Origin of the sequence: Halalkalirubrum salinum (assembly GCF_005543295.1) — an archaeon.
GTDB lineage: Archaea > Halobacteriota > Halobacteria > Halobacteriales > Haloferacaceae > Halalkalirubrum > Halalkalirubrum salinum.
On sequence record NZ_SRSG01000026.1, the window covers coordinates 36,354 to 49,660 of the forward strand.

Consider the following 13,307-nt stretch of genomic DNA (forward strand, 5'->3'; position numbering starts at 1 on the left):
CACACGTCGCACGGCTCGTTATTGTACGGATTCCCACTCTTGCTGCTCGGACGATTGGTTCGACTGGCCTGTCTCAGAGCGATCGTTCGATGATCCGCTGTCACGGTCTCCGGATGGCCCGTCTCTGTCATCGTCAGTATTGGTTCCTGCCTGGTTGTCGGTGCCGTTCCCCGCGCGATCGTCGGGCTGTCCTGGGTCACGATCGCCTGGCGGTCCGGTTTCCTCGCCGGCATTCCCGCCGGGGCCGCCGGGCATGTCAGAGCCGTTTGCGGCTTGTGATGCGTTCGCAGGTGGGCCCATCGGGCTTCCGGCTCGATCGCCGCCGATGCCGCGGGCAATTTCTCTGACCTCGGGACCGCGAAGCTCACTTGCCTGTGTTCTCAGCGTCGAGATCCGTTCAGCGTCGACGCCCCGATCGGCTAACATCTCCGTCGGAATTCCTTCGGCTGCCGTAGCGCTCTCGTTTGTCGTCCGCTCGATCGACCGAATCTCGACGGCTAGTTGCGCCATTCGTGCGCGATACTGCCCTTCAGACAGTTCACCCGCTTCACGCTGCTCACGGAGCGCTTCTTGTTGTGCCTCGAGTTCTTCCAGTCGGGCTTCGTTATTCTCGAGTCGCTCGTCGACGAGATCGGCTCGCGATTCGTTCGAGGCGGCCTGTGCGACCTGCAGTCCGAACGATCGGGCTTCGACTTCGCCGTCAATTTCGGCTTTTTGTACGCCGACGACGCCAGCGAACTGCTCGCCCGGCTTCGTTTCGTTTTCATCTGCTGATTCGTTGAGCTGTGCTGTGTTCCCGTCGGACTGTGCGAGTGGCCCGCTGCCGACCGCTGTGGCGGCCGGGATGACCGCGAGGAGGGCGATCAGCACCAGGGAAAAGGCAATCGTGGCCTGTCGGTTCATATCTGGCTAGTGGCGATGCGGTCAGTTATAGCACGTCGATCGTAACCCAGAATTTGGCCGAATTATCCCGGATTATCCCCGGCGTGTTCGCCGCGATCGCTCCAGCAGCCAACAATCGGGCAGCGGCGGCTTTTGCCGTAACTGACGGTCATAAACGAGTGGAGATATATGCATGAGATACATGACCAACGGGTTCCACACGCGGAGTCTCCACGCCGGGCAGGCGCCCGATCCCCAGACAGGCGCGCGTGCGCCACCGATCTACCAGACCACATCCTACGAATTTGACGACGCGGACACGGCCGCCGCACTGTACGCGCTCGAAGCGGAAGACCACGTGTACTCACGCATTTCGAACCCGACTGTGTCAATGCTCGAAGACCGTCTAGCGGACCTCTCAGGCGGTGTCGGCGCGGTTGCGACTGCCGCCGGCATGGGTGCGCTCGATTCGATTACTACGATTCTTGCGGATGCTGGTGATTCGATCGTCGCCAGCGAGGACATGTACGGCGGCACCAGCACCTACTTTTCGAAGCTCACGAGCCGCCGCGGAATCGACACCAAAACCGTCGAGACACTCGACTACGATGCCTACGCGGATGCGATCGACGATAACACAGCCTTTGTTCACGTCGAGACGCTTGCGAACCCGTCGCTCGTCACGCCGGATTTCGAACGACTCGCCGATATCGCTCATGACCACGCGGTGCCGCTCGTCGTCGACAACACATTTGGAACCCCGGTCCTTTGTCGACCGATCGAACACGGTGCAGACATCATCTGGGAGTCGACGACGAAGTGGATCCACGGCTCGGGCACGACGATCGGCGGCGCTGTTATCGACGGCGGGACGTTCCCGTGGGGACACCCTGACGCGGAGTACACGGAGCTTTCTGGTGAAAACCCCGCTTTCGACGTCGATTTGGTCGAACGCTTCGGCGATCGAGCGTTCACCATGGCAGTGCGTCACCGAGCGGTTCGATCGCTCGGCAACCAACAGTCGCCGTTCGACGCATGGGCCACGCTGCAGGGGATCGAAACCCTCCCGCTTCGGATGGAGAAACACTGTGCGAACGCCCGCTACGTTGCGGAATTCCTTGCAGACGATCCTCGGGTCGAGACGGTGACGTACCCTGGCTTCGAGACGCATCCAACCCACGACAACGCGACTGAATACCTCGCTGACTACGGCGGTATGGTGACATTTAGTGTCGCTGAGGGCTACACAGCCGCAAAACGGGTGTGTGAAACCGTCGAGTTGATCAGCTTCCTTGCGAACATCGGCGACGCAAAGAGTCTCATTATCCATCCAGCCTCGACCACGCACGCGCAGTTGAGCCCCGACAAGCAGCGCGCGGCGGGGATCAACCCCGAACTACTCCGGCTGTCGGTCGGAATCGAAGATCCAGAAGATATCGTTGCTGATCTCGATCGGGCGCTCACGGAGGCGACGACATGACGCTCCCCGAGACGAGCGTGGAGGGACAGCCATGAGCGAGACCGATCGCGGTGCGATCGACCTCGGAGCGTTCGATTTCGAGTGCGGCGAGTCGATCGACGAACTCACCATCGCCTACGAGGCCTACGGGGAGTTCGACGGCTCGAACGCGGTGTTGATCTGCCACGCACTCACCGGCAGCCAGAATGTCGCGAGCCGGCGAACACCCGGGACTGCGGGGCAGGCGCGGGCGTGGTGGGCCGACATCGTCGGTCCGGGCAAGGCGATCGACACGAACGACTACTACGTCGTCTGCGCGAACGTCCCCGGTTCGTGTTACGGCTCGACCGGCCCGGCCTCGGAGGGACCCGACGGCGAACCGTACGGCACTGATTTCCCACCAGTGACGATCGGCGACTGGACCCGTGCACAGCGACAGCTGCTCGACGCGCTCGGCGTTGGCCGACTTCGGGCAGTTCTCGGCGGCAGTGTCGGCGGGATGAATGTCCTCGAGTGGGCCAAACGCTACCCGGACGACGCGGACTTCATCGTCCCGATCGCCGCTGCGGCACGCCTTGACCCGCAGTGTCTCGCGCTCAATTCGATCGCTCGGCGGGCGATCCGGATGGACCCCAACTGGAATGGCGGCGACTACTACGACGCCGAGCACCCAGACCAGGGGCTCGCGCTCGCCAGACAGATCGGCCACGTGATGTACCTCTCGAAGGCGTCGATGGAGCGGAAGTTCGGCCGCCGATCGGCCGGCAGGGACGCTCCCGCGGGCGCGGAGTTGTTCCCCGCCGATCGCGCCGGGGCGTTTTTCCCGTACCGAGAGGTTGAGTCGTACCTCGATTACAACGCGGGCAACTTCGTCGATCGCTTCGACGCGAACGCGTACCTGTATCTCACCCGTGCGATGGACGATTACGACCTTGCAGAGGGCCACGGGACAGACGCGCGGGCGCTATCGGCCTTTGAGGGCGAGGCGCTCGTACTGTCGTTCACCGGCGACTGGCATTTTACGGTCGAACAGTCCGAATCGCTTGCGACGGCCATGCGATCGGTCGACGTTCCGGTTGCTCACCACGTCATCGACTCCGATCATGGGCACGACGCCTTCCTCGTCGAACCCGAACACGTTGGTCCGCCGCTTGCGGACCTACTCGAGGCGGGACTCGACGGGCGGGCGATCACAGACACGGATTCCGATGACGAGGAGTCTTCCTCAGACACGGAGTTTGCGCCCGTTCATACCAGCCTCTTTTCTGGGTAACTCCTCGCCACTTTCGCGTTCACAAAAACGGGCGTTACTCTCAACACGCAGTTTTATATAGAGTGTATGGTATTGACTCACATATGAGTGCGACGCACAATCCGTTCGACTCCGAAATCGATGATCGCTCGGATCGATCGACGCCAACTGACCGTGATCCGATGGCCGACGAATCCGATCGGGGCGCTGAGCGATCTGACGAGCCGGACGAGCCGATCGTCCATCCTGGAACGCGGTATCTGCTCACCGCGGAGTTCGGCTTCTGGTGAGAACCACCCAACCGCAGGCTGTTTTCACCGCTCGTAGATTTTTTCTCGACTCTTCGACCCTGCCGTAGAGGAGTCAGCGATGAACGTGGTGTAGAGCCAGTAGACGCCGAACCCGATCGCGCCGAGTACGACCAGCAGGATTGCGATCTGGATCGCCCAGATGATCGCGCTCACGACGACACCGAATAAAAATAGTGCGAGCCGGAGCAATACGAGTACCGCGAGACCGATCGCCGCCCACTTGAGGAGGTCTTTCGCGTCAACCATAGTCACTCGTTAGCGTGACGGCGGCATATGGCTTGTGGGACGGTTCGACCGCCGATCGAGCGGTCTACGACGCGATCGATCGTCCTGCCGAGTGCCTCCTCACTCGGCGGCCGCGGCGGCCGCGCGCGCCTCCGAGACTGTTTTGCCGTCACGCACCAGCGCGTCGACGAACAGCTCGCCGGCTTTGTACGACGAGCGGACCATCGGCCCCGACGCACAGTACAAGAAGCCGAGTTCGTCCTCTGCGATCCGCTCCCAGGTGTCGAAGGCGTCAGGGTGGACGTACTCAAAGACGTCCAGATGCGACGCCGACGGCTGGAGGTACTGTCCAAGCGTGACGATGTCAACGTCAATTTCTTTGAGGTCCGACAGCGTCTGGTAGATCTCGTGGGCGTACTCGCCGAGGCCCAACATGAGGCTGGTTTTCGTGTAGATGTCTGATTCGCGTTTGACCTGTTTGAGTACTGACAGCGACTGTTCGTATGTCGCGCGACGATCGCGGACGGGCCACTGCAGCCGCTCGACGGTCTCGACGTTGTGGGCGATCACGTCGGGTTCGGCCTCGATAATCTGTCTGACCTGTTCGGGCTCGCCCTGAAAGTCGGGAATGAGTACCTCAACGAGTATCGAGGGATCGCACCGCTTGATTTCGCGGATCGTCTCCGCGAAGTGCGCAGCGCCGCCGTCGGCGAGATCGTCGCGATCGACCGACGTGAGCACGACGTAATCCAGCCCGATTTCGGCGACTGCCTCGGCAACGTTCGCGGGCTCGTTGGGGTCGAGTGGTTCCATCCCGCCGGTCTGTACGTCACAGAAGTTACAGCCTCGCGAGCAGCGATCGCCCATGAGCATGAACGTCGCTGTCCCGGGGCCGTCTCGGCCGCTCCAGCACTCTCCGAGGTTCGGGCAGTTGGCCTCCTCGCACACGGTGTGGAGGTTTCGATCGCGGAGGGTTGATTTGATCTCCGTGAATCGCTGTCCCGACGGGGGACGCATCTTGAGCCAGTCGGGTTTCCGCCGTCTGGACGCCATACCATAGACTTCGGGCCTGACGGCAAAAACGTACGGTTCGTCTGGCGGACGAGACGACTTACTGGGTGAGCCGATCGACCGTTTTCGAGACCGCCTGGATCTGCGTGGCCTGTTGTTGGTTCGCCGCCGCGATTTCGTCAACCTCCTCGGCCACCTCCTCGAGGTCGCGCACAACCGTATCCGTCATACTCGCAACCTCCTCGGTTGATGCAGCCTGATCATCAGTTGCCCGCGACACTTCATCGATTCCTTGTGCGGTGTCCTGGACGCGTTCGACGATCGTCTGGAGCCGAGCCTGCGTCTCGCTCACCTGGGTGATTCCTTGACTGACTTTCTCAGTTGCATCGACCAGACTCTCAGTGGTCTCTTGGGTCCGCGACTGCACCGCTTCGATCGTCTGTTCGATCTCGGCGGCGTTCTCTTTGGATTCCTCAGCGAGTCCTTTGACCTCATCAGCGACGACAGCGAACCCGCGGCCGTCTTCACCGACCCGTGACGCCTCGATGTTCGCGTTTAGTGCCAAGAGATTTGTCTGATCGGCAATTTTGTTGATCAGTTCTGTGAACTCACTGACTGCGTCCATCTGCGATCGAAGTTCGCTCATCTCGTCGCCGACCTCGGACACTGCCCCCTCAATTGACACCATTTGCTCGATCGCCGTGTCTGCTGATTCATTCCCTTCTTCAGCTAACTCCTCTGCCCGACGGCTCGTTTCGGCGACGTCGGTCGCTGTTGAGGCGATCTCCTGAATTGTCGCACTCATGTCTGAGACCTCCCCAGCCACCTCGTTCATCGAGTCTGTCTGATGCTGCACCGTTTTGTTGACCCGCTTTGAGCTTTCAGTGGCACCCTGTGCGGCTTCGGCAACCTGCTCGATCGGCTGCTGGAGATCTGCCTCGACCTGCTGCATAAGCGCTTTTTGTTTTGCCATCGCATCCTCGACCTGCTCGTTGTAGGAGTAGATGTACGTGTCCATGGCAATCTGCTGGTCAAGGTTGATGAGCTTCTGCACAGCTAAAATTCGCCCAGCAAGCGTCTCTATTGCAGTCTCAAAGTCTTCTGGATCAAATGATGATTTGACGTCTTCGACAAACCGCTCAATAATTCCACGGTAGTAGATCGTATACGCGCCAAAGTAGATTTTCGGCCCGAGATCTAACATATCGTGAATCTTCCCGATCCGCGCCCGTCGATCGAAGTATTGCTGGCCGTACTGCCCTGAGCCGAGTTCCCGCAAATACTGCTGTTGATCGTTCTTGAGGGCCTGAATCGGCTTCGATGAGGAATCAAGGATTGCGATCGTCTCATTGTGGCTCTGGAGATGGTCGTAGAAGTCGTCAACGAGCCCTTCGGCAATATCCGCAAAGAGGTGGCCTACCGATTCGAGTTCGCGCGCATCAGTCGCTGTGAATTGGGTGTATTCTTTCCGCCACGCGATCTCATCTTCGTCAACACCGATCTCGCCTGTCAGTTGACTACCGTTTACCATCCGGCGCTCTTCGCTGGAAATCTTGTATGATCTACTTGACATACATCCCGGTTGCAACCTCGATATATAGTGATGCTGGTAAAAATATCAGAACCAATATTAGGGGCTATCGCGATCGTGCAGCCGTTTTGCCGCGAGTGCGCCGCCGCCGATCGCGGCCGCGCCCGCACCGAGTCCGAAGCCGGGAATGTTGTCCGCACCGTCGGCTTCGCCTTCGGGTGCCTCAGACTCGTTGTCCGACGCGTCTTCGCTGTTATCATCTTCACTGCTATCTTCGCTGCTGTCTTCGTCGGTGTCGTCATCCGCTCCGTCTGACTCCGTTTCCGATTCATCGTCACCGACGTCTGCGAGCAGATCCTCGCGGCTTAGATCGCCGACCGTCACGAACGGGATCGCCGCCCGGGTGTCTTCGTCGTACTCCGACAGCACGTCTGTGCGATCGACACCGTCGGGCGTGACCATGTCCATGACTGCTGGATCGCGCCCGCCTTCGCGGCCGCCACCGATCGTGTGTTCCTCGGCCTCGGGACCGATCGGCCGGATCCCACCGTCGCCGAAGCCGTCGTAGGGCATTACTGTTGGCGCGAGTGCAATCCCGGCCTCGCGGTCCCAGCCGATCGCCGCCCGTGGGAGGACGATCTGAACGGTCTCGCCGTCGGTTTCTGCTGACACGTCGTTCGTTACGCCGTTGCCCTCGGCGTCCTCGACGGCCATCGTCCCCTCCCCGTGGACGACCACGCGGTAGTGGTAGGGTACCTCCGTCTCGATGTTGGTTCCCGTCCGTCCGGTGGTCGATTCGGGGCCATCCGCGTCTGGATCGTGGACGTACACCTGGAAGAACGGGTGGCTAAAGCCCGGATCGAAGCCCCAGGGGTTCTCTGGGGGCTCCGCAAGCGTGAACTCGAAGGCCACGTCGTCGCGGGACGCCTCGATCGCAAACTCGTCGATATCCCAGGCGGCCTCGTAGTAGTCTTCGCCGGTCGGGACCTCGTAGGTTCCTGGACCGTACGGTTCGCCCGTCGGGACGTCGATCGTCGTTACTGACTCGAACGGGGTTTCAAGCGGTATGTACCCGATCGCTGCGGGCGAGTCCGCGCTGTATGCGAGCGCGTCGGCGCGATCGACGGTGCTGTCGGTCACCAGATCGATCACGTTCGGATTCGCGTCGCCGTCCTCACCGCCGCCGAACGTCGTCTCGGTCGCATCGGCAGCCACCTGCGCAATGTTGCCCGGCCTGTCGGGATCGTAGCCGAACAACACCGGAGCGACGCTGTAGGCCGACAGCGGGCGCTCGAAGGCGTTTTTTGGGAGGTTTGCGACGATCGCGCCGGTCACCTCGTTGACCTGGACGCGTCCCTCGGTTACCTCCTCTCCATCGTGTTGTTCGAGCCGCGCGCCGCGATCGCCGTCGACGACCACCCGCAGCTGGTGCGGCTCGGTAAGGGCCGCGTTTGCGCCCTCTCGCATCGCGGTCGTGCCGCTGTCGGCCTCGGGGTCGCGGAGGTACACCTGCAGGTGCTGGACGGTGAAGCCTTCTGGGCGATCGCGGTGATTCGTCAGGTCGCCGTCGACGACCAACCGGAACTGGTAGGCCTCGGGCGTCTCATGGAGGGTGAACTCGTCGATGTCGAGTGCGCCTTCGGTGTACGCCTCGTCAGCGGGATAGACGTAGCCGCCTGGGCCGTCGTCGGTGCCGGTTTCGGGGTCGAACGCCGCGACGCGCGAGCCGATCTCGAGGAGATCGGGGGTTTCGAGAATCGCGATCGTGTCCACGGCGACCTCCGTTGCGTTCGAGACCGTTTCCTGGCTGATATCTGCGCCGGTGACGAGGTCGACGCCGTCGACGCTCGGGCGGAGAAACACTCCCGCTTCGCCCGGATCGGGATTGATCACGACGATGGCGCGATCGGGACCGTCCACGTCGTCGAGCCCGCTCGCGTCCCGGCCGAAGACGAGCGCGTCGCTCATACTGTTCGACCACGCGCCCGAAAGCGCGGCCTCGGGTTTGAGTACGTCTAATTCGTGGTAGGTCTCGATCAGTTCCTGGTAGAACGCGAGGTGCTCCTCGTCGTATTCCTCCCAGTTCATGAACGCTCGTTGCATCCCGTCCGGCCGGACGTCGCCTTCCGTTCTGGGATCTTCGTCGCCCTGATGGCGATTCTCGCCGTACTCTGAAACCGCTCGCTCTTGACCGTAGTAGACGAACGGGACGCCTGGCAGCGCCACGCCAGCGGCCCATACCGCCCGCTGAGCTTTACGTGGATCGCCACGCGTGCCGTCCATTGCCTCGTTGAGCGTCCGGTTCTCGTCGTGGTTTTCGATCGCGTTCAAAAACAGCGTGTGATCCGGAAAGCCCTCGTTTTGACGCTCCCGGATCGCTTCGAAGAGGGCGTCGAGATCGGCCTCACCGCGGGCGATCTGGTGGGCCGGAACGGTGAATTCCTCGGTGTCGAAGTGTGCGTCGAACTCGTTTTCCGAGAACGCGCGATCGTTGGGGATCGCCTCGTCGAGCAGCATGAACTCGCTGTCGGCGGCGCGGACGACCTCGCGGAACTCCTTCCAGAAGCTGTGGGGGACGCCCCACGCGATGTCACAGCGGAAGGCGTCGACGCCGATCTCGCCGGCCCAGAAGTCCGCGAACGCGAGCATGTACTCGCGGACGGCCACGTTGTCGAAGTTGAAGTTCGGGTGCAACTGCAGGTTCCAAAAGCCCGTTGCATGGGGAGCGACTTCGAGCGTCTCGCCGTCGTGTTCGAAGGGAACGTCGAGGCGATCGAACCAGTCGAAGTACGGCGACTCCTCGTCCCACGCCTCGACGATCGGCCAGAACTCCGGCTCGTCGGTCTGGTGTTCGATCGTGTCCTGAAACTTTGGCAGTGTCCGCCCACAGTGGTTGATGACGACGTCTAAACAGACCTTGATATCGTGGTCGTGGCAGGCGTCGACGAACGCCTCGTACGCCGCAAGCCCTTCCTCACCCTCGGGAACGAGATCATCGGCAACGTCGAAGTAGTTGGTGATGTCGTAGCCGTGTGGGCCGCCGCCGGGGAACTCCCGCTCGGCGCTCACCGCGGGGTGGATCGGCGTGAGCCAGACGACGTCGATCCCGAGTTCGTCGAGGTAGTCGACGCCGCGGGCGATCTCGTCGCCCTCTGCGAGCGTCTGGAACGTCGTTTCGCCGCGACGACCCGCCCACGATCGCGTGAAGATCTGGTACATGACCGCGTCGTTCATCCACTCTGGCGGGCGGTTCGGCAGCTCAATTGCCCCGTCCGGCGAGAGCTCGATCGTGTCAACAACGCTGGATTGACTCCCGTCGTAGACGACCGCGTGGACGCGCGCACGCTCGTCGTTGAGTGCGTCGACGGGAACCGTTGCGGTCAGTCCGTCGACCTCGATCGCCTCGGTTTCGAGCGCGTCGCGGTCGTCAGCGACAAAAATCGCCTCCAGATCGGCGATCGATGTCCGGCTGTTCGGCGCGGTCTTCGCGTTCGTTTCGATCTCGAACGTCGAGCCCTCGACGGAGCCGGACAGCTCGATTCGCGGCGGACCGCCCTCGCTGTCGTCGACCTCGGGGAAGGCGTGGATCGTCCACTCATGGGTGCCGTCCGGGGCCTCGAGTTCGATCGTGTACCGTCCGGGGACGTCTGCCTCGAACTCGCCGACGTTGTCTCGGCCGGCGTCGTAGCGCGGCTGGTCGTCGAACAGCGAGGACGCGTACGTGATCTCGGCGTCGCTGCCGTCCGGGCGATCGACGATGCGCCACGAGAAATCTGCGGCGTCGTACCCCTCAGGATCGGCGCTCGGGTCTGGGATCCGGGGGGCGAGGTTATCGCGATCGCTGATGTACTCCGGGGAGACCCACGCCGGGTTCCAGAGCGTCTCGCCGACGTGGACGAACCGCGGCTCGCCGGGGTGGTGTGAGGCTGCACCCACGTCTGTGACCTGCCTGCGCGCGGCGAGCCGATCGGCGGCCGCGCCCGTCGGGGCCACAGAGAGCAGTCCAATTCCCGCGAGCCCGCCGAGGACGGCCCGCCGGCTCGCCGTCGGGGTGTGTGGTCGATCGCTCATGCCTTTCGGTGTACTGGGGGGCGGTTGTACATGCGTGACTCTGTCTCGTATGCAGTCAACGCGCCGAGTTAAATCTTTACGAAAAATCACCTCATACTTGTATATCGAGTTGTTGGCAGGGCAGTTCGCGGCCTGGCGCGATCGAAGGAAACGCATTTGCCTGCGGAGCACTCGGCTTTGCGTGATGAGGATTGCCGCCGGTGAGAGCCGATGAAGGTTGCCGATGCGGTTCCAGAATTCGCCGACGCGTTCGGGTTTTCGGAGTTCAATCGAATGCAGCGCGAGGCGCTGTCTGCACTGCTCGACAGCGACGCGAACGTCGTTGCGAGCGCACCAACTGGCTCCGGGAAGACGGCACTCGCTGAGCTCGCAATCTGTAAAACGCTCCAGGACGGCGGGACGGCACTGTTTATCGCGCCGCTTCGGGCGCTCACAAACGAAAAAGAGGCTGATTGGGAGCGCTTTGAGTCGCTTGGATACTCGGTGTACGTCGTCACTGGCGAGCGCGATCTCAATCCCCGCCGGGCCGAACGGGCAGACATTCTCGTGATGACGCCTGAAAAGACCGACTCGGCGACCCGAAAGCACGACTCGCCGCGGTACTCGTTCATTACCGATATCGACTGCTGTGTTATTGACGAGGTTCACCTGCTGGACTCGGACGGCCGCGGCGGCGTGCTCGAAGTTACCGTCTCGCGGCTCCGGCGGCTCTGTGCTCCCCGAATTGTCGCGCTGTCGGCCACAATGCCTAACATCGATGATGTGGCCGCGTGGCTCGATGCGCCGCCCGACGCGGTCTTTGCGTTCGACGAGGACTACCGCCCGGTCGACTTGCACTCGGGCGTACAGACGTACACGCACGGACAGAACGCCTTCGTCGACAAGTACATCCGGCTCTCGAAGGCGATCGACCTCGCAGAGCCACACATCACCGACGGCGGGCAGGCGCTCGTGTTTGTCTCGTCGCGACAGGACACCGTTCGGGCGGCCCAGAAGGCTCGTGACGAGATTGCCGAACGCGATATCCCAATGGGCGCTCGCGGCGACTACGATGTCCACACGGCCGCAAAGGAATTGGACAACGAGACGCTTCGGAAGTCGATCCCTGACGGCGTCGCGTTTCACCACGCGGGCCTGTCGAAGGGCGATCGCGACCAGGTCGAGGCGTGGTTCAAAGACGGCACTGTTCAGCTGTTGTTTTCGACTTCTACGCTCGCGTGGGGCGTGAATCTCCCGGCGCGGTGTGTCGTCATCCGAGACACCAAACACCACGATCCGCTGGAGGGCGAGGTCGACATCAGCCCACTCGACATCCTCCAGATGCTCGGGCGGGCTGGGCGGCCGGGCTACGACGACGTGGGCTACGGCTGGGTCGTGTGCGACCGTGGCGACGCCGACAAGTACCGCACGCTGCTCACCGACGGCACGGAGATCGAGTCGCGACTCGCGGCTGATCTCGACGCTCACCTGAACGCCGAGATCGCCATGGGGACGATCGCCGATCTCGAGGACGTGCTGTCGTGGCTCGAAACCACGTTCTACTACCAGCGAGCCCGCTCGAAGCCCGAAGAGTACGGTTTCGACGGCCTGCGCGATCGGGTCCGATCCTCGCTCGAACGGCTCGTCGATCGCGGCTTCGTCGAGACCGACGACGACCTCGGCATTGACGCCACCGCGCTTGGCCGGCTCACCTCGAAGTACTACCTCGACCTCGATACCGCCTACGCGTTCCGACAGCTCGCCGATCGCGATCGGCTCACTGCCGACGACATTCTCGAGACGGTCGCTGCGAGCGCGGCCTTCGACAGTGTCTCTGCCAGACAAGCCGAATCGGACGCGATCGGAAACGTCCTCCGGGGAGTCGACACTGACCTCGACGACGGCCACCGGAAGGTCCGTGCGATCTTGGAGGCGAGCATGGCCGATTCGATCCCGGGCGACCTCCGCAGTGACGCATGGATAATCCGCCAGAACGCCCTCCGGCTGCTCGCGGCGCTCGGGGAGTTTCTGGATCGCTTCTCGGGGCCGCGGGCGGCAAACCTCGCCTGCCGCGTCGAATCGCGAGTCGAAAACGGTGTCGCTGCTTCCGCGGTCGCGCTCACTGCGATCGACGGCGTCGGCGCGGGGCGTGCAGAGACGCTCGCGAACGCAGGGCTGACCTCGCCGGCAGACGTGCTCGCGGCCGGCCACCGCGAATTGACGAACGCCGGATTCTCTGCCGGGGTCGCAACACGAGTCGTCGATGCTGCGGGTGAACTCCCACGGATCGAGGTCGACTGGGGGGTGCTGCCCGACGAGATCGCGACCGGCGATAACAAACTGGTCGAGGCAACGATCGAAAACCACGGCGGTGCTGCCCGTGCCGGGATTCGCGTCACAGTCAACGGCGTCGAGATGAGCGAAACCACGGCGTATCTCGCCGATCGGACGACGACGCCGATCGCGGCGTTTGGCTCGCCGGCGGCCGACGAACTCGAGTATACGATCGAGGTGACGTTTCCCGATCTGCCGCTGTTGCCGGTGCAGGCCTCGCGGACGGTCCGCGTCGAGTGAAAAGTAGGCGTA

The 13,307-nt window shown here is 62.4% G+C and carries 9 protein-coding genes; 4 read left to right on the forward strand and 5 right to left on the reverse strand.

Annotated elements, in window-relative coordinates:
• Window positions 1-18: 18 nt before the first annotated feature.
• A complete protein-coding gene (locus E5K03_RS10820) occupies window positions 19-903 on the reverse strand; it encodes a hypothetical protein (protein ID WP_138006866.1) in 885 nt (294 codons plus the stop codon).
• 181 nt (window positions 904-1,084) lie between these two features.
• On the opposite strand from E5K03_RS10820, the gene E5K03_RS10825 reads away from it, so the two are divergent.
• The 3 genes from E5K03_RS10825 to E5K03_RS10835 all read left to right on the forward strand — a co-directional run bounded on the left by E5K03_RS10825 (window position 1,085) and on the right by E5K03_RS10835 (window position 3,883).
• A complete protein-coding gene (locus E5K03_RS10825) occupies window positions 1,085-2,362 on the forward strand; it encodes an O-acetylhomoserine aminocarboxypropyltransferase/cysteine synthase family protein (protein WP_138006882.1) in 1,278 nt (425 codons plus the stop codon).
• Window positions 2,363-2,393: 31 nt separating this feature from the next.
• The gene (metX, locus tag E5K03_RS10830) at window positions 2,394-3,614 is read left to right on the forward strand and encodes a homoserine O-acetyltransferase MetX (RefSeq protein WP_138006867.1); all 1,221 of its coding nucleotides are present in this window, start codon (window positions 2,394-2,396) and stop codon (window positions 3,612-3,614) included.
• Between the two features lie 83 nt (window positions 3,615-3,697).
• Window positions 3,698-3,883: a hypothetical protein gene (locus E5K03_RS10835; RefSeq protein WP_138006868.1), complete on the forward strand. Its 186-nt coding sequence runs from the start codon at window positions 3,698-3,700 to the stop codon at window positions 3,881-3,883.
• Window positions 3,884-3,907: 24 nt separating this feature from the next.
• On the opposite strand, the gene E5K03_RS10840 is transcribed toward E5K03_RS10835, so the two are convergent.
• The 4 genes from E5K03_RS10840 to E5K03_RS10855 form a co-directional block, all read right to left on the reverse strand.
• A complete protein-coding gene (locus E5K03_RS10840; RefSeq protein ID WP_137198146.1) occupies window positions 3,908-4,150 on the reverse strand; it encodes a hypothetical protein in 243 nt (80 codons plus the stop codon).
• 99 nt (window positions 4,151-4,249) lie between these two features.
• Window positions 4,250-5,182: a lipoyl synthase gene (lipA, locus tag E5K03_RS10845; protein WP_138006869.1), complete on the reverse strand. Its 933-nt coding sequence runs from the start codon at window positions 5,180-5,182 to the stop codon at window positions 4,250-4,252.
• A 58-nt stretch (window positions 5,183-5,240) separates the two neighbouring features.
• On the reverse strand, window positions 5,241-6,713 hold the full coding sequence (locus E5K03_RS10850; RefSeq protein ID WP_138006870.1) for a globin-coupled sensor protein: 1,473 nt from the start codon (window positions 6,711-6,713) through the stop codon (window positions 5,241-5,243).
• A 57-nt stretch (window positions 6,714-6,770) separates the two neighbouring features.
• Window positions 6,771-10,742 (reverse strand): glucodextranase DOMON-like domain-containing protein, encoded by a 3,972-nt coding sequence (locus tag E5K03_RS10855; RefSeq protein ID WP_138006871.1) that lies wholly within the window; start codon window positions 10,740-10,742, stop codon window positions 6,771-6,773.
• A 210-nt stretch (window positions 10,743-10,952) separates the two neighbouring features.
• Between E5K03_RS10855 and E5K03_RS10860 the strand changes: the two genes are divergently transcribed.
• The gene (locus tag E5K03_RS10860; RefSeq protein ID WP_138006872.1) at window positions 10,953-13,295 is read left to right on the forward strand and encodes a DEAD/DEAH box helicase; all 2,343 of its coding nucleotides are present in this window, start codon (window positions 10,953-10,955) and stop codon (window positions 13,293-13,295) included.
• The last annotated feature ends 12 nt before the right edge of the window (window positions 13,296-13,307 follow it).

Coding starts and splice junctions, on each gene's coding strand:
- E5K03_RS10820 (WP_138006866.1), bottom strand. CDS start 903: ATGAACCGACAGGCCACGATTGCCTTTTCCCTGGTGCTGATCGCCCTC.
- E5K03_RS10825 (WP_138006882.1), top strand. CDS start 1,085: ATGACCAACGGGTTCCACACGCGGAGTCTCCACGCCGGGCAGGCGCCC.
- metX (WP_138006867.1), top strand. CDS start 2,394: ATGAGCGAGACCGATCGCGGTGCGATCGACCTCGGAGCGTTCGATTTC.
- E5K03_RS10835 (WP_138006868.1), top strand. CDS start 3,698: ATGAGTGCGACGCACAATCCGTTCGACTCCGAAATCGATGATCGCTCG.
- E5K03_RS10840 (WP_137198146.1), bottom strand. CDS start 4,150: ATGGTTGACGCGAAAGACCTCCTCAAGTGGGCGGCGATCGGTCTCGCG.
- lipA (WP_138006869.1), bottom strand. CDS start 5,182: ATGGCGTCCAGACGGCGGAAACCCGACTGGCTCAAGATGCGTCCCCCG.
- E5K03_RS10850 (WP_138006870.1), bottom strand. CDS start 6,713: ATGTCAAGTAGATCATACAAGATTTCCAGCGAAGAGCGCCGGATGGTA.
- E5K03_RS10855 (WP_138006871.1), bottom strand. CDS start 10,742: ATGAGCGATCGACCACACACCCCGACGGCGAGCCGGCGGGCCGTCCTC.
- E5K03_RS10860 (WP_138006872.1), top strand. CDS start 10,953: ATGAAGGTTGCCGATGCGGTTCCAGAATTCGCCGACGCGTTCGGGTTT.